At 43.5% G+C, this 20,645-nt stretch carries 26 protein-coding genes; 21 read left to right on the top strand and 5 right to left on the bottom strand.

The window, feature by feature from the left end; translation table 11 throughout:
* The first annotated feature begins 124 nt into the window (after positions 1-124).
* Positions 125-610, top strand: a complete 486-nt coding sequence (locus tag L1765_RS14350; protein ID WP_407942282.1) for a sugar O-acetyltransferase — start codon at positions 125-127, stop codon at positions 608-610.
* A gap of 98 nt (positions 611-708) precedes the next feature.
* Here L1765_RS14350 and L1765_RS14345 read toward each other — a convergent pair whose 3' ends face one another.
* Positions 709-1,107, bottom strand: a complete 399-nt coding sequence (locus tag L1765_RS14345; protein WP_236408175.1) for a hypothetical protein — start codon at positions 1,105-1,107, stop codon at positions 709-711.
* On the opposite strand from L1765_RS14345, the gene L1765_RS14340 reads away from it, so the two are divergent.
* The 14 genes from L1765_RS14340 (at position 1,097) to L1765_RS14275 (ending at position 11,331) form a co-directional block, all read left to right on the top strand.
* Positions 1,097-1,456 (top strand): cyclophilin-like fold protein, encoded by a 360-nt coding sequence (locus tag L1765_RS14340; RefSeq protein ID WP_236408174.1) that lies wholly within the window; start codon positions 1,097-1,099, stop codon positions 1,454-1,456. The genes L1765_RS14345 and L1765_RS14340 overlap by 11 nt on opposite strands.
* A 30-nt stretch (positions 1,457-1,486) precedes the next feature.
* Positions 1,487-2,533, top strand: a complete 1,047-nt coding sequence (locus L1765_RS14335) for a DUF362 domain-containing protein (RefSeq protein WP_236408173.1) — start codon at positions 1,487-1,489, stop codon at positions 2,531-2,533.
* Positions 2,526-3,425 (top strand): permease, encoded by a 900-nt coding sequence (locus L1765_RS14330; protein WP_236408172.1) that lies wholly within the window; start codon positions 2,526-2,528, stop codon positions 3,423-3,425. Before L1765_RS14335 ends, L1765_RS14330 begins: the two co-directional genes overlap by 8 nt.
* A gap of 15 nt (positions 3,426-3,440) precedes the next feature.
* Positions 3,441-3,848 (top strand): cupin domain-containing protein, encoded by a 408-nt coding sequence (locus L1765_RS14325; protein WP_236408171.1) that lies wholly within the window; start codon positions 3,441-3,443, stop codon positions 3,846-3,848.
* Positions 3,849-3,862: 14 nt separating this feature from the next.
* A complete protein-coding gene (locus L1765_RS14320) occupies positions 3,863-4,579 on the top strand; it encodes a RibD family protein (protein ID WP_236408170.1) in 717 nt (238 codons plus the stop codon).
* A 14-nt stretch (positions 4,580-4,593) separates the two neighbouring features.
* Positions 4,594-5,763 (top strand): iron-containing alcohol dehydrogenase, encoded by a 1,170-nt coding sequence (locus L1765_RS14315; protein ID WP_236408169.1) that lies wholly within the window; start codon positions 4,594-4,596, stop codon positions 5,761-5,763.
* A 47-nt stretch (positions 5,764-5,810) separates the two neighbouring features.
* On the top strand, positions 5,811-6,299 hold the full coding sequence (locus L1765_RS14310; RefSeq protein WP_236408168.1) for a flavodoxin: 489 nt from the start codon (positions 5,811-5,813) through the stop codon (positions 6,297-6,299).
* A gap of 618 nt (positions 6,300-6,917) precedes the next feature.
* Entirely contained in the window at positions 6,918-7,319 is a 402-nt protein-coding gene (locus L1765_RS14305) for a sigma-70 family RNA polymerase sigma factor (RefSeq protein ID WP_236408167.1), read from the top strand.
* An 81-nt stretch (positions 7,320-7,400) separates the two neighbouring features.
* A complete protein-coding gene (locus L1765_RS14300) occupies positions 7,401-7,592 on the top strand; it encodes a hypothetical protein (RefSeq protein ID WP_236408166.1) in 192 nt (63 codons plus the stop codon).
* Positions 7,555-9,018, top strand: a complete 1,464-nt coding sequence (locus tag L1765_RS14295) for a DEAD/DEAH box helicase (RefSeq protein ID WP_236408165.1) — start codon at positions 7,555-7,557, stop codon at positions 9,016-9,018. The genes L1765_RS14300 and L1765_RS14295 overlap by 38 nt, the downstream gene beginning before the upstream one ends.
* A complete protein-coding gene (locus L1765_RS14290) occupies positions 9,015-9,233 on the top strand; it encodes a gp33 family protein (protein ID WP_236408164.1) in 219 nt (72 codons plus the stop codon). The genes L1765_RS14295 and L1765_RS14290 overlap by 4 nt, the downstream gene beginning before the upstream one ends.
* Entirely contained in the window at positions 9,206-9,853 is a 648-nt protein-coding gene (locus L1765_RS14285; RefSeq protein WP_236408163.1) for a restriction endonuclease subunit S, read from the top strand. The genes L1765_RS14290 and L1765_RS14285 overlap by 28 nt, the downstream gene beginning before the upstream one ends.
* A 50-nt stretch (positions 9,854-9,903) precedes the next feature.
* On the top strand, positions 9,904-10,656 hold the full coding sequence (locus L1765_RS14280) for an ImmA/IrrE family metallo-endopeptidase (RefSeq protein WP_236408162.1): 753 nt from the start codon (positions 9,904-9,906) through the stop codon (positions 10,654-10,656).
* 42 nt (positions 10,657-10,698) lie between these two features.
* Positions 10,699-11,331 carry a hypothetical protein gene (locus L1765_RS14275; protein WP_236408161.1) on the top strand — a complete coding sequence of 211 codons (633 nt, stop codon included), beginning with the start codon at positions 10,699-10,701 and terminating at the stop codon, positions 11,329-11,331.
* A 181-nt stretch (positions 11,332-11,512) separates the two neighbouring features.
* Here L1765_RS14275 and L1765_RS14270 read toward each other — a convergent pair whose 3' ends face one another.
* A complete protein-coding gene (locus tag L1765_RS14270) occupies positions 11,513-13,027 on the bottom strand; it encodes a recombinase family protein (RefSeq protein WP_236408160.1) in 1,515 nt (504 codons plus the stop codon).
* 117 nt (positions 13,028-13,144) lie between these two features.
* Here L1765_RS14270 and L1765_RS16015 point away from each other — a divergent pair, with 117 nt between their 5' ends.
* Positions 13,145-13,276 carry a hypothetical protein gene (locus tag L1765_RS16015; RefSeq protein WP_268928947.1) on the top strand — a complete coding sequence of 44 codons (132 nt, stop codon included), beginning with the start codon at positions 13,145-13,147 and terminating at the stop codon, positions 13,274-13,276.
* Positions 13,277-14,259: 983 nt separating this feature from the next.
* Here the strand turns inward: L1765_RS16015 and L1765_RS14265 are convergent.
* Together L1765_RS14265 and L1765_RS14260 are read right to left on the bottom strand one after the other, a co-directional pair.
* Positions 14,260-14,556, bottom strand: coding sequence for a hypothetical protein (locus L1765_RS14265; protein WP_236408159.1), 297 nt, complete (start codon positions 14,554-14,556; stop codon positions 14,260-14,262).
* On the bottom strand, positions 14,556-14,819 hold the full coding sequence (locus L1765_RS14260) for a preprotein translocase subunit TatA (protein WP_236408158.1): 264 nt from the start codon (positions 14,817-14,819) through the stop codon (positions 14,556-14,558). The genes L1765_RS14265 and L1765_RS14260 overlap by 1 nt, the downstream gene beginning before the upstream one ends.
* Positions 14,820-15,364: 545 nt before the next feature.
* On the opposite strand from L1765_RS14260, the gene L1765_RS14255 reads away from it, so the two are divergent.
* Both L1765_RS14255 and L1765_RS14250 read left to right on the top strand, forming a co-directional pair.
* Positions 15,365-15,643: an ArsR/SmtB family transcription factor gene (locus L1765_RS14255; RefSeq protein ID WP_062495001.1), complete on the top strand. Its 279-nt coding sequence runs from the start codon at positions 15,365-15,367 to the stop codon at positions 15,641-15,643.
* Positions 15,644-15,746: 103 nt separating this feature from the next.
* The gene (locus L1765_RS14250) at positions 15,747-16,130 is read left to right on the top strand and encodes a VOC family protein (RefSeq protein ID WP_062495003.1); all 384 of its coding nucleotides are present in this window, start codon (positions 15,747-15,749) and stop codon (positions 16,128-16,130) included.
* Between the two features lie 556 nt (positions 16,131-16,686).
* On the opposite strand, the gene pdxR is transcribed toward L1765_RS14250, so the two are convergent.
* Entirely contained in the window at positions 16,687-18,066 is a 1,380-nt protein-coding gene (gene pdxR / locus L1765_RS14245; RefSeq protein ID WP_236408157.1) for a MocR-like pyridoxine biosynthesis transcription factor PdxR, read from the bottom strand.
* Between the two features lie 123 nt (positions 18,067-18,189).
* Between pdxR and L1765_RS14240 the strand changes: the two genes are divergently transcribed.
* The 3 genes from L1765_RS14240 (at position 18,190) to L1765_RS14230 (ending at position 20,309) form a co-directional block, all read left to right on the top strand.
* Positions 18,190-18,807, top strand: a complete 618-nt coding sequence (locus tag L1765_RS14240) for an FMN-binding negative transcriptional regulator (protein WP_236408156.1) — start codon at positions 18,190-18,192, stop codon at positions 18,805-18,807.
* A 64-nt stretch (positions 18,808-18,871) separates the two neighbouring features.
* Positions 18,872-19,501 carry a LysE family translocator gene (locus tag L1765_RS14235; protein WP_236408177.1) on the top strand — a complete coding sequence of 210 codons (630 nt, stop codon included), beginning with the start codon at positions 18,872-18,874 and terminating at the stop codon, positions 19,499-19,501.
* Between the two features lie 97 nt (positions 19,502-19,598).
* Positions 19,599-20,309, top strand: coding sequence for a B3/B4 domain-containing protein (locus L1765_RS14230; protein WP_236408155.1), 711 nt, complete (start codon positions 19,599-19,601; stop codon positions 20,307-20,309).
* Positions 20,310-20,645: the final 336 nt, after the last annotated feature.

Here is a 20,645-nt window from a genome sequence, read left to right as displayed (position 1 = left end):
ATACGAAGTTCAGAAGAATACTGCATCATAACTACTGGAAACATTTACAACGATTATCCCGGGCATCCCTATACCCATTTTTATCTGGAAATTGATACCAAGCACTTGACATTTTTAGATCAGTATGACCCGGGAGCGAATTATTTTCATATCAAATGGTAATTATCATACCCCCGAAGAAATTCGGGAGCTGTTTTCAATGCTGATCGGAAAGCCTGTTGATGAAACATTCTCCATGTTCCCTCCTTTTTATACGGATTGCGGGAAAAACATTTCTGTTGGGAAGAATGTATTTATCAATTCAGGCTGCCGCTTTCAGGATCAGGGCGGCATAACAATCGGCGACGGTGCGCTTATTGGGCACAATGTGGTACTGGCTACCCTTAATCATGATTTGGACCCAAGCAAACGCAGCAATCTGCATCCTGCGCCCATTGTGATTGGCAAAAATGTATGGATTGGGTCAAATTCAACTATCCTTCCGGGTGTGGCCATTGGCGATGGAGTTGTTATTGCAGCCGGTGCAGTTGTGACCAAGGATGTGCCTCCAAATGTTGTTGCAGGCGGAGTGCCTGCGAGAGTTATCAAGAAGATTGAAATCCAGTCCTGATGTTTTTGTTGAGATTAATTAGGCAGTGATTGATAAGCAACTCGGTTTGCTACCTAAATGGATGTTTGCGACGAGAACAAAAAGTTTAAAGAGATGGTTTAGATTTTCCATGGAACAAGGAGGTAAAACATGCGAAGAATCATATACTTACTGCTTTGCATTTTGCTTATATTTGCGCTTACAGCCTGCAATTCAACACGTAATGAACAAAACTCCAAATCGGCTTCTCCCAGCGAAAGTGCGGAAAGTATAAATACATCTGCACCTATGGAAAGCGAGAATAGCAGTCCGTCGGATAATCCCCTTTCTGGCAGTAAACCCACAGAAGTATCAGAGCGGCCATCTGCGGGAATGGCACCGGCTTCGACAGTGCAACCATCTGCATCACCTGCGGAAAGCGCACCGGTTCCAACAACAAGACCGGCTGTGTCCCCTTCTCCAAGCTCATCTGCGGAAACAGGAGATAAAGACACGGAGGATGATAATATGATTTCCATTAATATTGCCGTAGGCAGCACTACATTTACAGCAAAATTATATGATAACGAAACGACACAGGCACTTATCGCGCAATTTCCCATGACAATACAGATGGATGAGCTGAATGGTCAGGAGAAGTATTACTATCTTTCAGAGAATCTTCCTGCCGCATTTACACAACAGCCCTCAACCATCCATGCCGGCGACATTATGTTATGGTCAGGAAACTGTCTGGTGCTTTTTTATAAAACCTATTCCAATTCCTATGGTGGTTATGTACCGCTGGGAACAGTTGACGACCCGTCAAACCTTGCTTCTGCTCTTAGCTCAGGAAATGTACAGGTTACATGGTCGCTTGCCGACTGACTAGCTTAAAAAGGAGGGGATTAATGATAAATGAAAAAGATGACGATTGCCCTTCTGTTAATGCTCGCAGCATGGACATTTCTTATTACCGGTTGCAGCCAGACAACGGAAAAGGTTTCTGCCGACAGCAGTCCGGCACAAAACACCGCATCTGCATTGCCGCCTAAAGGTGAGGATGCAAACAGCGAAACACAAAATCAAGATAAAGCAACACCCATTGTGTACATGACAAGAAAAATTACCCCCGAAGGTTTAATGACGGTTTATAAAGCATTGGAATGGACACCTGAAGGCAAAGTTGCTGTCAAATTGAGTACAGGCGAACCACCTGCCAGCAATTATTTGCGGCCAGAGCTAATCAAAGATCTTGTACAACAGGTAAATGGTACGATTGTGGAATGCAATACCGCTTATGGCGGCTCCCGCGCCTCTACCGCCATGCATCTTCAGGTCGCAAAGGATCACGGTTTTACCGCGATTGCAGATGTGGACATTATGGATGCGGACGGCTCTATGAGCCTGCCGGTGACGGGAGGAACGCACTTGAAAGAAAACTTCGTCGGCTCGCATTTTGCGAATTACGACTCCTTTCTTGTCCTTTCCCATTTTAAAGGACATGCGATGGCCGGGTTTGGCGGTGCAATCAAGAATATTTCCATTGGCATTGCCTCCAGTGAAGGCAAGAGCTGGATACATACTGCAGGGAATAGCCGGACCAGTCCCTGGGGCGGGGATCAGGACGATTTTCTTGAATCAATGGGCGATGCAGGCAAAGCGGTTTCCGATTATCTTAAAAACGGCAAGAACATTGTCTATATCAATGTGATGAACCGCCTATCAGTAGACTGCGACTGTAACGGGAATCCCGCCGAACCTGATATGCACGACATCGGGATTCTGGCCTCCACCGACCCGGTGGCGCTTGATCAGGCTTGCATTGATCTTGTGTACGCCGCACCGGACAGCAAGTCTTTGATTAATCGCATTGAATCCAGGAACGGGCTTCTTACGCTGGAACACGCTGAAAAGATCGGTCTCGGCAGCCGGAAGTACAAGCTGGTAAGCGTTGATGATTGAGATGTTGCACCGTGAATTCGTCTACCTCTGGTACTACTTCAGCATTCAGCTTGAACAGATTTTCCCCTACTGGCTACTGGGCATGCTCGTCGGTACGGTGGTGTCGGTTTTCGGCAAGGAGCGAATCAACCGGCTATTCTACGACCTGCGGAATAAAGAGCTGGGACTGTTTGGTATTGTGCCTGCCTGTATTTTAGGCATTGCCTCGCCGCTGTGCATGTACGGCACAATACCGATTGCTGCTTCCTTTTCAGAAAAAGGGATGCGCGATGACTGGCTGGCGGCATTTATGATGTCTTCCATTTTGCTCAATCCCCAGCTTATTATCTACAGCACGGCCTTGGGCACAACCGCATTGACCGTTCGGATTGTGTCCTGCTTTTTCTGCGGAATTGCGGCAGGACTGCTGGTACATTTCTTTTACCGGGGAAAAGCGTTTTTTAATTTCTCCGGCTTTGGTGAACCGAAAAGCCGAGATACGCATCCGAACATTCTGATGCGGCTTATGAAAAACTTCGGTCGCAACGTCAAAGCGACCGGTCCGTATTTTCTGCTGGGCATTGCTTTATCGGCGCTGTTCCAGCGATATGTACCTTCCGAGACGTTTGCAAGCCTGTTTGGAGATAACAAAGGCTTTGGGGTGCTGATGGCGGCTACCATCGGCGTGCCGCTGTATGCCTGCGGCGGCGGGACAATCCCGTTGCTGCAGCAATGGCTATACGATGGCATGAGCATGGGATCGGCAGCGGCCTTTATGATAACAGGGCCTGCCACTAAAATAACCAATTTGGGAGCGATGAAGATCGTGCTGGGCATGAAGCGGTTTTTGCTTTATTTGGCCTTTACTATTCTGTTTGGAATAGGAACGGGATTAATAATTGACTTGATTTAAGGAAGGTGATTTTAAATGACAGATTTAAGCAATAGCGTGATATTTCCCAAAGGAGAAAAGCTGGAGAGCGATAATTTCAGCGGCAATGTATGGCTGAACATGATTGTGCCGTCCCAGTCAAAACTTGGCTGCCCTATCTATAATGTTACATTTGAGCCGGGTTGCCGGAACAACTGGCATAAGCACCCCGGAGGGCAAATTCTGCTTGTAATCGGAGGCCGAGGCTGGTATCAGGAGGAAGGAAAAGAAGCCCGTGAGCTTCGCGCAGGCGATGTTGTTGAAATCCCGTGCAATGTTAAGCACTGGCATGGAGCGGCGAAGGATAGCTGGTTTGTTCATCTGGCAATAGAAGCAAATCCGAAAGCCGGTCCCGTTGAATGGCTGGAACCGGTGGACGACGAAGCCTATGGGAAGCTGAAATAATCAGGAGGTGTGCTATGGACAGACCATATATCATATGCCACATGGCAATGTCACTGGACGGAAAGGTCACCGGAGATTTTTTGGAAAAAAGCGAATACGGCAAATTCATTGAGGATTATTACAGAATACACAGGGAATACGGCGCGGACGGCTTTCTCTGCGGCAGGGTGACGATGGAGGGCAGCTTTCCCCAGCCCTCAGTTACTACGCAGGAGTACGACGGCCCGCCCATTGCGCGGGAGGATTATATCGCAGAGAAAGCGGCGTTTTATGCGGTTGCAATAGATCCGAAGGGAAAGCTCTGGTGGAGCAATCGTGCGATTTCCGACCCGGATGAAGGCTACGACGGCGCGCATATCATAGAAGTGCTGACAGAAAGTGTTCCCGACGCATTTCTGGCACATTTGCGGGACAAAGAAGTTTCTTACCTGTTTGCCGGAAAAACCGAGTTGAATCTTCCGCTTGCCGTTCAAAAGCTTAAAGATCTGTTTGGAATTGAAAAACTGCTGCTGGAGGGCGGCGGAATTGTCAACGGTTCCTTTTTGCAGGAGGATCTGATTGATGAAATCAGCCTTGTGGTAATACCAGCAGCCGAATGCAATGAAAATGCTATCCCACTTTTCAAAACAGGGAAATATGGCGCAAAAACTGCGCCGGCAAAACCCTTTCATCTGAAAGAAGCAAAAAGACTAAACGATGATGGCCTTTGGCTAATCTATTCAAAAAATTAAAAAGGAGAATGGATATGTATAATTTTGTATTTCAAAACACAACAAAAATCTATTTCGGTGAAAACCAGTTGGAGCATTTGGGCGAAGAATTAAAGCAGTACGGCACCCGTGTGCTGCTAACTTATGGAGGAGGTTCCATCAAAAGAATCGGCCTTTACGACAAAGTTATGGAGGAATTGAAAAAGGCAGGACTTAATGTCTTTGAACTGTCCGGCATTGAGCCGAATCCCCGTCATACCACCGTCAACAAGGGCGCGGATATATGCAAAAAAGAAAATATTGATGTGCTTCTTGCCGTCGGAGGCGGATCTACCATCGACTGCACAAAGGCAATTGCCGCCGCTGCATTTTACGATGGAGATAGTTGGGATCTGGTGACGCATAAAGCGCCTGTCACCAAAGCATTGCCTATTGTAACGATATTGACACTGTCCGCTACCGGCTCGGAGATGGACTCGGGAGCCGTCATCAGCAATCTGGACACCAATGAAAAGATTGGCCTGATGCATCCTCTGCTTCAGCCGAAAGTGTCCTTCCTTGACCCCGCCAACACTTATTCCGTAAGCGCCTTTCAGACAGCCTGCGGTGCCGCGGATATCTTGTCCCATATTTTTGACTGCTTTTATTTTACAGCATCAAAGAAAATGGACATGGTAGACCGCGTTATGGAGGACGTGATAAAAACCGTAGTCAAATACGCTCCCATTGCCGTTAAGGAACCGGAAAACTATGAAGCCAGAGCCAACCTCATGTGGGCATCCTCTTGGGCGCTGAACGGCTTCCTGACAACCGGCGGATTTCAGGCCCCCAGCTGCCATGCCATGGAGCACGAGCTTTCCGCCTTTTATGATATAACCCATGGGCTTGGCCTTGCCATCCTTACTCCCCGCTGGATGAAATATATCTTGGATGAATCCACCGCACCACAGTTTAAAAAATTTGGCGTCAATATATTTGGAGTTGACGAGTCGCTTTCCGTTATGGAAGGGGCAGAGCGCGCTATCGAGTGCCTGAGCGATTTTCTTTTTAAGACGCTGGGCCTTCAAAGCACCCTTACTGAAATCGGCATTGATGATAAAAACTTTAAGGTCATGGCGAAGAAAGCCTGCTGGGGCGATGTATTGCAAGGGTTCAAGCCTCTGACGCCGGAAGACGTGGAGAATATCTTTAAGATGTGCCTGTAATAAATAATGCGGAATAAAAAGCGGAAAAAGACAGGAGGAAGACAATAATGGCCAAGAAAGCATTGGTAGCTTATTTTTCGTGCAGCGGAGTGACCAAAGGTGCAGCACAAACTCTTGCGGACGCTGCGGGAGTCGACCTTTATGAAATTAAGCCTGAGGTGCCCTATACCGCCGCGGATCTTAATTGGACGGATAAAAAAAGCCGGAGTACGGTGGAAATGAAGGATCCGTCCTCACGGCCTGCCATTGCGGGCAAGGTTTTCAACATGGGCGAGTACGACATTGTTTTTTTAGGTTTTCCCATATGGTGGTATGTGGCTCCGACCATTATCAATACCTTTTTGGAAAGCTATGATTTTTCAGGAAAGACAATCATACTGTTCGCTACTTCCGGAGGAAGCGGCTTTGGCAAAACGATGGAGAAGCTGAAAGGCAGCGTTTCAGCAGCCGCAGAAATTAAGGAAGGCAGGATTTTGAACGGCAAGCCGTCTAAGGAGGAACTGGCTGCATGGATCGAAAGCATTGGTTTGCAGTAAGATTTAATCATGCCTATCCCCGCTTGGCATAAACTTACCTTCTGCTGTAGTTAATTTATTCTACAGCAGAAGGTTCTTTTTGTAATGTCTATCTTTTTTAGGGTGTAATCCAGTTTTGGCTTCAAAGGTTTTTTCTTAGGCAATCAACATAATTCAATATTATTTAATTTATATAGAAGAAAGATGGTAATCAACATGCACTGCATATTTGCAAAACAATTCAGGTACCTAAACATGAACAAGACAAATTCGGCATGACAACACCTGCCGGACTTAAATTGTAGCTGAGCGTATGGCGGGTGCTGCCGTGTAGGTTGGAGCTGACGAGGTTGATATTGTATGGTTTGGACTTCATGCAATATCAAGCGGTTCTCTGCCAATATACATAAGGCAAAAGCTATACGCCGGATACGATTCCATCCCCGTATAAAAAAACAATACGGCGCAAAAAGCAATGACGACCATCCTGGCAGGGCGCTGCTTGATAGAATAGTTTTTGCGGCCGAGTTTACGAATTTCAGTAAACTCGGCCGCTTTTGTCTTTGCGCTGTTTTACATAGATGCCGCAGTCCTCCCCGCCTCCTTTCCCTGAGCTTTCGGGAAAGGAGGTGGAAACGGATGGACAAGAAGTATTTCATTGAACTAAACGGCAGGCAAATTCCGGTCAGCAAGGAAGTATATTATGCTTTCAAGCGTCCTGCTTGGAAAGAGCGCAAGCGCAGACAGATTCGCGCGGAAAAGGAGCTTTCGCTTGAAGCGTTTGCGGACGCCGGGTTTGAGATTCCTTCCAGTCAGGCGCTTGTTGACGAGATCGTCGAGGACAAGCTGTTATTGGACATGCTGTCCAAGGCGCTTTCGGAATTGACCGACGACGAGAGGTTTCTGATTGACGAGTTGTTCTATCAGGAAAAGCCCGAACGTATGGTTGCCAAAGATACGGGGGTTTCTCAAAACACAGTAAATTACCATAAAAACAGGATTTTAGAAAAACTCAGAATGCTTTTGGAGAAAAATTTATAGCTTTTTCTCTATCAACCGCCCCTTCACTTTCCTTTGGATTGTGAGGGGGTTTTTTATTGCCCCGAAATGGAGGTGAGAGACATGAGAAAAAGCGTGAATGCCGCTTTGACGCAAAGTGAGGAAACAACGGAAGAACTGGTTGGCATCCTGACCGCCATCAGCGTGGTGTCAAAGCGGCTGGCAAAGAAACTGGCGATGCTCGAAAAGCCGCCTGATGAAGGGAGGGACAAAACGGATGGAACAGCCGAAACCGCTGCTGCCCATGCCGATTAAAGCCGCACCATACAGGCATCAGATCAACGCTTTTAACTTTGTGTGCGGCAAATTCGGGCTTATTCCTTCGCAGACTATGCCGTCTGCAGGCGCGGCGCTGCTCATGGAAATGGGCACCGGCAAGACCATAACAAGCATCGCGGTCGCTGGCGCTCTGTATCAGGCGGGCAAAATCTGCAGGGTTTTGGTGGTTGCGCCTCTCTCCATCTTAGGCGTCTGGCGGGAAGAGTTCGCCAAATTCGCGGATTTCGATTACAGCCTTGCGGTTCTTGAAGGCAGCGCCGCAAAGAAAATTGATACCCTGCGGCACATGCGCGGCTCTCCCCTGCAAGTCGCGGTAATCAATTATGAATCGGCCTGGCGGCTGGAAAAGGAACTGTCCGCATGGAATCCCGACATGATCATCGCGGATGAGGGACACAAGATCAAAACCTACAACATCGCCGCTTCCAAGGCTATGCACCGGCTGGGCGCGCGGGCAAGGTACAGGCTGCTGCTCACAGGGACGGTCATTACCAACAAAGCCATAGACGTGTTCAGCCAGTATAAATTCTTAAACCCTGCTATCTTCGGCCAGAGCTTCTATGTGTTCCGCAACAGGTATTTTGACATGGTGGGCTACGGGAACCACACGCCGGTGCTCAAGCGGTCAATGGAGCAGGATTTGATGAAAAGGCTTCACAGCGTCGCGTTCCGGGCAACCAAGGCAGAATGCCTGGATTTGCCGGAAACCACCGACATTGTGCGGTATGTGGAGATGGAGAGCGCCGCCATGAAGATCTACAGGAATCTGGTCAGGGACAGCTATGCTGAGTTGGGTCATAGCGAGGTGACGGTGACAAACATACTTACGCGCCTGCTCCGGCTGTCGCAGGTAACCGGCGGCTTTATAGGCGGCGACGAAGGCGGCCCTGTCCAGCGCGTCAGCACAGCAAAAGAGGAAGCGCTTGGAGATATTATCGAGGACGTTTTGCAAAGCGGCAAAAAGCTGGTGGTTATCGCGCGGTTTATACCGGAAATCAAAGCCATCTGCCGGATGCTCGAAAAGAAGGAAATCCGGTATTCGATCCTTATGGGCGGCGTGAAAGACCGCGAGGAGCAGGTGTCGGCGTTTCAAAACGACCCGGAGGTTCAGGTGTTTGTCGGACAGATCGCAACTGCGGGACTGGGCGTGACCCTCACCGCCGCCAGCACCATGGTGTTTTATTCCATCGACTACAGCATGAGCAATTTCGAGCAGGCAAAGGCTCGCATCCACCGCGTCGGTCAGAAAGAGAACTGTACTTATCTGTATCTGACGGCAAAAGGCACCGTCGATGAGAAAGTGCTGAAAGCTTTGAGGGATAAGGCAGATCTGGCGAGAATGCTGGTGGACGATTACAGAAGCGGGCTCAATCCTTTTGCGGCAGGGGGTGAAAAAGCATGAACGAACAAGGCGAAAAAATGTTTGAACTGGCCGAGCAGCTTAAGGAACTCAAAGACCTGAAGAAATCCGCAGAGCAGGAGCTCAAGGAAATCAACGACAGGATCGGCGAGACGGAGTACCGCCTGTCTGAGCTATTTCAGAGGATGAAATTCCCTACGACTTGCCTGATGGATGGGTTTGGTGCAGGTTGGGGGAATTATGCAACTTTGGTGTAACTATTAGTACTATACCGGACAATATTCCAAATGATGCTTGGGTATTAGAATTAGAAGATATTCAAAAGGATACAGGTGAAATTGTTCAATTTAAGACAAAGGCAGAAAGGAAATCAAAAAGTTCGAAACATGTGTTTTATAAAGGAGATGTTTTATATAGTAAACTCAGGCCATATTTAAACAAGGTAACAATTGCGGAAAAAGATGGATATTGCTCATCAGAGATATTACCTTTGCAGTTTTGTAAAGATATTTATCCACAATATGCCATTTGTTTTCTTCGTAGTTCTACTTTTGTTGATTATGCGATAGAACGCTCGTACGGAGTAAAAATGCCTCGTTTAGGAACAGAAGACGGAAGAAATGCTCTATTCCCTCTTCCTCCTCTTGCCGAGCAACAGCGCATTGTCGCTAAAGTAGAAGAATTAATGGCATTATACGAGGAAATAAAGGCAGTAAAAACCAAACCTATTGAACAAATGGATACTAAAAAGGTTATAGACTTCCCAGCGATTAAACAAGATGAGCAGATCCAGTTAGCGGCTCGAGGAATAATCAGTAAAAATTCTTCCAACGAACTGATGCAAGCGATTGATGATATGTTTGCGGGGGATGAATGATGTTTACCGCGAACACTCCGTCGGCCAAAGCAAAATGGGTTTTGGAAACAATGGGTATAAAGGGGATTCCGGCTCCATATTTTGATGATATCGCGCGTCAGGAGAAGATAAAAGTAAAACGATGCTCTTTGCCATCAGAAAAGGATTTGAGCGGGATGCTGATATATAGAGGTGAAATGAAAGGTATCCTTATCAATACATATATTGAAAACATCGGACGCCAAAACTTTACTTTTGCCCATGAGCTTGGCCATTATTTTTTAAAGCATAAACCTCCATATGTATTGGATGGGGAGTCAAGTTTTAGATGCTCAAATCAAGACATGGAAGTTGTAGAAGACTATTCTTCCATAGAAGTTGAGGCGAATCAATTCGCTGTCGAATTATTAATGCCTGAGTTGCTTGTTAAGCCACTTTTAGCAGGAACTGTTTTTGATTTTACTTTAATGAATAGTTTGGCGAACCAGTTTTATGTATCAAAGCATGCGTGCGGGAACAGAATTTTGGACTTTATGAAGGAACCTTATATTCTTATATGCTCTAAGGGGACATTCGTTACCGCAGTGAAATGCTCTAACGCGGCCAAGAGATTTGGAAAAGTATTAAAGAATATTCCCACAGAAAGTCATGCATACAGAGCGATTCAATATGAGCAGAATCAAAAGCAGTTCTATCTTTCGCCTGGCTCTGTATGGTTTGGACAATTATATAGCAATATTATTGTTTACGAGTGCACTCGGGGGAATTATGAGCATGATGTATCTATGACGATTTTGAAAGTAGAGTATTATACAAACCACTGAGGATTTGCATGAGTGGTACCGGAAGAATTTTATATAAAGAAGATGTCACTGGAGAAGATATATGGGAAAGAAAACTGTCGAAAAAGGATGCAAATATCTGCCATTGAAACAAAGAAAAAGACAGGCAACGAGCAATTTTTGAATGCAGGCAGCGATGTCTGCACGCTTAGAGATTTTTGGGCCTGGGCGTATTCTGATCTTATTGGTAATACCGAAAGAGGCAGACTGGCTGAATTCATAGTTGCTATGGCGCTTGGTATTACAGAGGGTATTAGTGTATCGTGGGATAAATATGATTTGCTTTCCAAAGAAGGCATTCGTGTAGAAGTCAAAACTTCTGCATATCTTCAGTCTTGGAGCCAACAGAATTTATCAAAAATAAGCTTTGGCATCCAGCCTACCTACGGCTGGGACAGCATTACAAATGAATATGATACAGAACAAAAGCGCCAATCCGACGTCTATGTGTTTTGCGTGCTGAAACACATAGACCAGGCGACCCTTAATCCGCTTGATCTGTCCCAATGGGAATTCTATGTTTTATCAACGGCTGTTTTGAATAAAGCTGTGCCGGGGCAAAAAACGATATCGCTAAACAAGCTTTTAAATATAGGAGCAAAAAAATGCGAATATGCTATGTTGTATAAAACTATTAAGTATGAGGCAGCGCATTAATGGATATTAACTCAAATGATATCCATTTTGACAACTCGTGCAGTTTAAAAAATGGCATTTTTGCAGATTGATATGTTTCCGCGAACGCAGGAAGCATTTTTCTTCAAATAACATCAATTCAATCGTCTCACGTCATGTGGAGTGTACAGTGTTGCTAAAATTGCGGGGGCAGGATTAAATTCTATGCCCCCATTTTTGCTACTGGATTGATGAAATTGAAATGAATCTTTATCTTTCCACCTTCGAACACTTCGATTTTATGGATGAGTTTGTGAATGACCTGTTTTAATACCTTCTCATCCTCGATGTTAAGGTGGATTAATTTAGAGACTTGTTTTTCAAAGGCATGGATTTGGCTGTCCATGTCTTTCTCTTTGCCTATGAGGGATTGTAGCTCCAATTTTCTAGCGGATAACTGGGTTACCTCTTCGCGGATAAGCTCATTTTGGGTTCTCCACTCGTCCTTGGTCAGGTCACCCTCATTGAGAAGGTCTAACAAATTGCTTTGCTTCTTCGTTAGCTGTTGGATTCGCTTTTCAATTTGCTTTAGCTCCGTATCATGAGTAGCTGCATGCTTTCCCACTTCTTTTTTGGCAACTTCAATCAGTTTTTTCTTTTTTACGCCTTCTTCTGTCAGTTCTTTCAGTACAATTAAAACTTCGGACAAGAGTTTATCCGCTTTAATCAGGTGATGGCTACAAAACGTCTTTCCGTATTTTTGGTATCTCCCGCATAAGTACGCTTTTCTATCGTTTTTATAGTGCATTCCTGTACCGCAATCCGCACAAACCGCTATATGGGCGAATAGGCTTTCTTGCCCGTTGCTTCTTTTCTTGCCTTTGCGTTTTAATTTAGCTTGTACCTCTTCAAATTCTTCCACTGTCACAAGGGCTTCATGGGTGCCAGTAACAACCGTTTGCTGATTTTCTGACACTTGTTTTCTATTTTTGGTACGGATACTGATAACCTCACTGCGATTTTGAACCATATTCCCTGTGTACATAGGATTGGTTAGGATGATTTTCACTGTACTTTGTTGCCACAGTGCCCCCGCATTCTTGGCTCCCTGTACCTTTCTCGGTGTAGGAATGCCAAGTTTAGACAAGTGTTTAGCAATCCTTTGAAGCCCCCAATCCTCATAAAGATATAGGCGGAAAATCTCCTTCACATAGGGAGCATACTGCGGGTCAAGTTCAAGCTGGTTTCCGTTTCTCTTGTACCCAAAAGGCGGGAGGGAACCGTTAAACTTTCCTTTTTTTGCCTTTTCACGTTTGCCAAATTTCACTCGTTTAGATATTTGTTCGCTTTCTTGTTGGGCGACAGTGAGATGGATTGAAAACATTAACTCTCCGTCCGCTGTCTTAGTGTCAATGTTTTGTTCAATGAAAATCATCCCGATTCCCAAACTGTCTAATTCCCGCTTCATGTTTATTCCGTCTTGAATGTCGCGGGCAAAGCGGGAGATTGACTTAAATAGAACGTAATCGAATTTCTTGGCTCTAGCATCCCTCATTAGGCGTTGAATTTCTTTGCGCTTTTTAATACTGGTTCCGCTTACTCCCTCGTCTTTATAGATGTCATAGATTGTCCAGCCCTTTTCCTCCACATAGCGGTTAAAGAAGGAAATTTGATGGCTAACACTGTTCTTTTGGCTGTCCAGTTCAGTACTAACACGAGCATATATTGCACAACGCATAGAGCATTCCTCCGATCAATGTTCTTTAATCGCTCTATACGATGTGCCCCCACCAAAATTAAGGCTTAACTATCCCCTTGTTATCTCGTATAGAGAAACCGAGGAGGGAACAACAGAATGCAACAGATTGAACATGAGTTTGTAGGCAATCAATCCATACAGGAAGCCATGGAAGAATTGTTGAAAGTCTTGGTCAGGTCTGGATTGATTCCTATTGAAGATGAAAACGTAAATCCAAAGGAACAATGAAATACAGGGCACTGTGGGCAACAGTGTTCTTTTTTCTGTTTTATCCTGTTGGCAGAGGACATATCTTAATTCGCAACCCCCTTTCAAAATGCAGTTTAGAATAATTTCAACCATAAGATGATTAGGCTTGTCAATAATTGAAATAGGGAATTGATTATTTTTTAGAAAAAGCTTTAGAAAAATAAATCGGATGATTGTTTCTAACCCCCCAGTGTCTAGGAAAGGAAGCATTCTTCGGCATGACCCTGGGGGCAGCGTGATTCCTACGGGAAATTTTCGGGGAAAAGTGGTGCGTAATGACAATGGGAGGCTCATGTACAGAAAAAAAACCTAGCAAAATTGTAGTAACTGTAAACTATTTCTCTATCGCTTCGTATAGATAATCTATAGGGATATACATATATGACTTGAACCGTGGTTACAGGAGAACACGTAAAAAACTGGCTCGGCACTCATCATGCCGATGTAAGTCGCGTTAGAGGCGGAACGGGATATCTATGCTTCAAGTGATTCTTGAAGCCTCCCATATTATCCGTCGTAGTGTCGAAAGACAGAGAGCCTGGACAGAGAGCGGAGGATTTCCCATTCCCCCGCCGCGTGGTAAAGCTACACATGGGCACGCTGAATGTCTGGTAGGGAACCTCACCGTCACCATTCCCTGTGTTCTCCCCCCAAGCGGGGGAGAAGCAGTTTCCTTCCATCAACCCGCCTGCGAAGCGGGCGGGAGTGTGGAACAATGAAGTAGCTACTTGAAATATAATAATATACTACTGAATAGATATAACCTTAAATTAACCTCCATCTCAATATACAAGCTCCATTCACTGTTGTGTGATGATTAGAATGATGATTCTCCCCAAAATGATTACCTGTAACAGAATTTCTGTCTGATACGCCCCCCACTCAATCCCAGCATGGCATACTGTGTAAAGAATTAAATCCATTGAATAAAGAAACCCCCGCACAACGGCGGGGGAACAGGTTTACCGAAACAACGGCAGATATTTTCTGTAGTAGTCCAAATGATAATCCGAAAGATTCCATCCGTATTGGTTCATGAATCGAGTAACTTTTTCAAGAACACTATTCCTGTGAACGGTGTCGTTATTTTTGGACTTGGCGAGGTACTGGGCAAGGCAAAATTCCACATCTTCAGTTGATAGCGGGTCTTTCACATATTGTACGAATATCTGGACTAGTTCGTCCAAGTCAAAACCATGCCCTAGAATTTTCTCCCGTCTTATTAGAGTAAGGATAGTATCCAACGGCAGTTTTTTCATCATGCCCCCCTCCCTTCATGAGCGGCGGGGGAGTTAAGAAACTCCTGTTCAGCTTTCCATTTACGCCATTGTTTATACTGCTGTTGTACTTCTTGTTCATCATAGCCCTGCTGAACCAAAATACTAACGATTTTTTTCGGAATGGATTCGGTGTAACCATACAGGCAATCCCGTAGTCTCTGAACTGAGATGGCATTCAATACAGCAAACGAATTCTGAGACAATCCAATTTTCGCTATACATTCTCTGACAGGATGTATCATTTAATTACCTCCTTAGGGTATCAATGTATATAGGTTAGACACCTTATAGGAGTAACTAACAGAGAGACATATTGGCGGAGAGAGCAGACAAGAAAATACGTTTGGCAATCCTAATTCTTGATTTTGACCTAGCTTCGTTTTTTCTCAGTCGGTTTGAAATTGGTGCGTGGTGCGGATATTCTAGCAAATCTGTCCCCAATAGACCGTACCTATCCGCACCATATTTTACCACATCCGTCGCCTGACTAGGGATTAATTTTGGACGATACGATTAATGTTTGTTCAGTTAACGGGCAGGTTAGTTGAATAAGAAACGTGTTAAAAATAAAAAAACATACAAGGGATTATAAATTTAACTAGTGTATTGATCCAAGGAGGATTATTGCAGCTTTTTTTGTTGAAACACAGTTAATATTTCTATAATGGTTCAAACTACTATTATGTGACTTTAACTTGTTAAGGTTGCATGATACGGTTCCTTGATCATGCAACTTTACAGTTGCTTATGCTTGACAAGCAACCGCAGGGTTGCTTATACTCGATATATGAATTGGGACAAAGACGCTATATTCAAAGCACTTGGCGACTCGACTCGGCGGCTTATATTAGACGAACTATCCGAACGCAACGAGATGACGTTGTATGAACTTACGGTACGTCTCATTATGAAGCACGACCTTACCATTTCGCGACAGGCGATAGCTAAACATCTTTCTGCATTGGAAGATGCAGGGCTCGTAAAATCAGAAAAAAAGGGAAAATATCGAGTGGTTATATTCAATAACGAACCACTTAAAAATTTGCTGAAAGGATGGATAGAGTAATTTTAATCTTAAAAACTTCTGAAGAATGTATGGGTTTTTCTGATTGGAGCCAGATTGTTAGCAGAGCACCAACGTCGCAAATATCAAAGGAGGCAAAAACATTATGAAAATCATTGTTACCAGTATATTCGTTCAAGATCAAGACAAGGCATTGGAGTTTTATACAGAAACGCTGGGCTTTGTAAAAAAGCATGACGTTCCCGTCGGAGAATTTAGGTGGATAACGCTTGTTTCTCCCGATGAGCAAGACGGTACCGAGCTTTTACTCGAACCGAATGACCATCCTGCCGCCAAAGAGTATCAAAAGAAGATATTTGCCGATGGCATCCCAGCAACAATGTTTGGCGTTGCAGATATTAATAAAGAGTACAAACGATTATTGGAAAACGGCGTGAATTTTACTATGGAGCCGACAAAAATGGGCGAACTCACAATAGCTGTCTTCGACGATACATGCGGCAACCTTATTCAGATTGTGCAGAAGTAACTTTATGACGAAATCTCGGTACTTAAAAGAAAAAAGGAGTAGAAGTAACCGATATTTCAGATGATGGCCATGGCGGTTTTGAATATTGGGATCCCGAGGGTAACAAGCTACACACAATGGCGATATAAGTTGGTTAAACTAACGGGAAACGATAGTTGAATCAGAGCATAAGGAACCACTCCATCGCTGGAGTGGTTTTAACTTTATATACTGATGAACACATTGTAATTATATTGCGCTTTGTGCTTAGATGCGCCGCGGGGAACCGTATCACAAGTGATGGTACACAGGATCAGAAAGGAAATATTACTTGATAGTAGCTATATCAGCAGATTAAGACGATAGTGATAATTGTCCGGCGCAAAGACTATAAAATAAAGCCTTTGTTCGCCGCTTTTTTTGTTGAACTAACGATCTTCGTTAGTTCAATGATGAGTGGCTTCTGCAAAAGTAGATTATGTTCTGCGAAAATAAAGATTTAGACTGATCCCGCGCAGTTTTTGAAGCCGATCTACCAATAGGAAGGCGTTCTTAAGTGGCAAACGTGTGATGTATTTTATAACCATGCCTTTTTTAAGAGCTTCACACCAAGCTGGATTTCATCACAAGAAAGATTACTAAAACCAAGTTTAATAATTGGTTTATCGGTATGATTTTTAATGAAGTAGAGTGAGGTAGGGTAAACTTTAACACCATGAAGAGAAGCTTGTTGAATTAGCCATTCTTCTGAACGCTTCAAATGTACTTTGGCTAATAAGTACAAACCAGACTGCTCGCCAATAATGGATATATTTTGCTCGAATTGCTTTCTTAATTCTGATACTAAGTGCTGCATTTTTCGTTTATAAACAAGACGCATACGCTTAATATGGCGATTCCACTCTCCATCTTCCATAAATTTAGCCATTGTGAGTTGGCTAAGAATTGAAGTGGTACTTTCGAAACGAAGAAATTGATTTTTATAACGGTTTAAAAGTGGCTGTGGCAACACCATATAGCTTAAGCGAATTCCTGGAAGAAAGGACTTTGAGAAATTCCCTAGATAAATGACTCTTGCTGAATCTATGGAAGCGAGAGCTGGAAATGGTTGTTGTGTATAGCGAAATTCACTATCATAATCGTCTTCGATAATATATCCTTCCATCTTGTTAGCCCAATGAATAAGCATTTGACGTTGTTGAATGGACATGCTTACCCCCAATGGACTGTGATGGGAAGGGGTTACATAGATTAATCGTGATTTCATTTGTTCTAATTGTGAAAGATCAGCACCTGTTTCATAAACCGGCAAAGATTCAAACATAAAACGATGGAATTGAAAAGCTTCCCTAGCACCGTCGTAACCAGGGTCTTCAACTATAATACTCTGGAACTCATCCTTCAGTATATGCCCAAGGTATACAAGCATTTGTTGGGTACTACTTCCGATAATGATTGCATTTGGATCTGTTCTCACCCCACGAGACTGGAGTAAATATGCTGCGATTTGTTCGCGTAGGCACAATTCGCCAAAAGGTTCCCCGTATCGAAAGCTGTCCTTTACTGTTAATACCTGATTCGAGATCCTCCTCCACGTTTTTAAAGGGAAATGCGATTGATCGACCACGTCTGCGCGGAAATCAATGCGAACAGGTGGTACCGGCTCTGTTTGCTTGTGATGAGAAGAGCTGTGAGCTTCTTGAAATAAAAGGGGTTCTAACTCATTTACAAAATAACCTTTTCGGCTCTCTCCACGAATATACCCTTCAGCAACAAGTTGTTCATATGCCATTAATGTTGTATTACGGCTTACATGTAAGGAATCTGCAAGTTGACGAATGGAGGGCAAGAGCTCATTCGCCTTTAAGTCGCCTTGTTCAATAAATGATTTAAATTTCTCGTAGATTTGTTTGTATTTAGGAGAGTTATCTTCGAAGGTAAAAATGGTATTTTTCATTGGCATCCCCTCTGACATGTGGATTTTTTTAATATTGTACCTTTTTTCGTGTCAGCTTGAATTATATCATACCGTGTAAAGGATATGTGTTGTATGTAAAAAACAGGATTGAGGAGGTTTCACATGTATATCCCAGAGCATTTTACGATGGAAGATGTTACTGTTGCCTACCATGTCATACAGGAGAACAGTTTTGCAACTTTGTTTTCCATTCATAAAGGAATGCCCTTCGCTACACATTTACCACTGTTGTTAAATAAGGAGCAAACCTATTTGTACGGTCATTTTGCCCGTCCAAACCCGCAGTGGCAGGATATTCAAAATCAGACAGTCTTAGCCGTTTTCCATGGTCCTCATTGTTATATCTCTCCCTCTTGGTATGAGACCAATCAAGCAGTGCCAACGTGGAATTATGTGACCGTTCATGTTTACGGACAAGTTGAGCTAATCGAGGATGAACACGAGCTAATGAGTTCCTTGAATGATATGGTATTGAAGTATGAAGCTCCTGACAGTTCTTACAGATTGCAGGATGTAGATGCTGAATTTCTCTCAGCTATGAACAAAGGGGTGCAAGGATTCAAAATTAAAATCGATAGGATTGAAGGGAAAGCAAAGCTAAGTCAAAACCATTCCAAACACAGACAAGAGCTCGTAATAAAACAGTTGGAACAGATTCTATTTCCAAACGAGCAACAAATTGCCTCCCTGATGAAAGCGAACCTTAAAAATAAAGTGTAACCTTGCTTTCACCAATCAAGGAGGAGCCCATCATGTGCAAAAATACAACAAGGAGTTGCATATTATGGAGTTTTCAACTATTTGGCTATTTGTAATTGCTGCTGCTACATTGTTAATAATACCTGGACCAGCTGTGTTCTATATTATGGCAAGAAGTATAGATCAAGGGAAGAAAGCGGGACTGGTATCAGTTCTTGGTGTATCTCTTGGTGGTTCTGTTCACGTTTTAGCTGGAGCAATTGGAGTTTCTGCGATCCTTATGACATCAGCAACAGCCTTTAATATCGTTAAATACCTGGGTGCTGCTTATCTTATCTATCTGGGGTGTAAGACTTTATTTTCTACATCTAAAAGTACGACTTCAGAAATTCCAAAAGCCCCTCGCCAAAAATTATTAAAGATTTTTTACGAATCAGCGCTCGTAGAAGTAATGAATCCTAAGACAGCACTCTTTTTTTTAGCCTTCTTTCCGCAATTCATATCACCTTCTGCTGGTTCAGTCACAGTGCAATTTTTACTTTTAGGAACTATATTTATTATCCTAGCTCTTATTAGTGATGGTCTGTATGCAGTTCTTGCAGCAAGTATTAGAAAGTGGATTAAAGTGAGTTCAAAGTTACAGAATCGGATAACTGGTTATTTATATATTGTTCTAGGGGTATTCTCCGCCTTTGCGAGCCCCTCCAAGACATAAGAGTGTTATGATGAAAATTTATCGTGTGGTTGTGTTGTGACACAACAAATAGCGATTCTACCAAGACAATAAGTAAAATGAAATGGAGAGATATTTTATGCCTAGATTTATCATTGAAGATGATTTTTGGTCGTTATTCCCTCATGCAAAAATAGGCACCGTTATTTGCCAGGGGATTGATAATTCAATAAGGGACGTTGAAATCTACGAGAAGCTGCTGCAGGAGGCAGAGAAAGAAGCACATAAATTTCTCAGTCTGGAGGAATTCAGTAGTAATCCAGTCATATTCGTTTGGCGAGAAGCTTTTCAAAAATTTAAGACAAAGAAAGGGGCAAGGTGTTCCATTGAGGCTTTATTAAAAAGAGTGAAAAATGGCAATCATATCGGAACAATAAACCCGCTTGTTGACATCTATAATTCAATTTCATTACGTTATGGGCTTCCGTGTGGTGGAGAAGATGTCGACACTTTTGTAGGAGATATTCGGCTAACCCGGGCAAATGGTAACGAACCGTTTATCCCATTGGGAAGTGATGAAAATGCTTCACCATATGAAGGTGAAATTGTTTATAAAGATGATGCCGGTGCAATATGCAGATGCTGGAATTGGCGTGAAGCTAAGAGGACAATGTTAACAGAAAATACAAAAAATGCATTCCTCTGTATCGAATTAATAGATGAAACAAGAAATGATGAGTTTCATATGGCACTTAAAGAATTGTCTGATTTAGTGTCACAGAATCTTGGTGGTATTGTGAAGATTGAAGTGTTAGATATTAATAATAGGGAAATTACAATCTTTGGTTAAGGTCAAATTGCGTTTAAAAATGATGCCCTGTGAGTCGATATGGACAAAAATACGGTTTCGTCCATAATAAATGCTTATCAGGACTCTACAAGACCCTCGCTGCGGCGGGGTTTTTTTAACAGATTTTCAAAACTCGGAGAACCGTATCATAAACGAACAACATTATCGTTGGGCAGTGCTTCCATAAAATTCAAACCTTAATAAAAAAAAGTTGAGTCCATATAATTGTGTAAAAACGGAGTCTCTTTAAAAAATAAGAGAGCCATTTCAAAAACCCTCGGTTAGAATGAAGTTGTCCAGACAACATTCCAGGAGAGGGGATTTTGAAAATGGCTC

It is taken from the genome of Microaerobacter geothermalis, from assembly GCF_021608135.1.
Classification (GTDB): Bacteria; Bacillota; Bacilli; order DSM-22679; family DSM-22679; genus Microaerobacter; species Microaerobacter geothermalis.
Note: the sequence above shows the minus strand (reverse complement) of the source record. Positions and strands in the feature narration are given on the sequence as shown.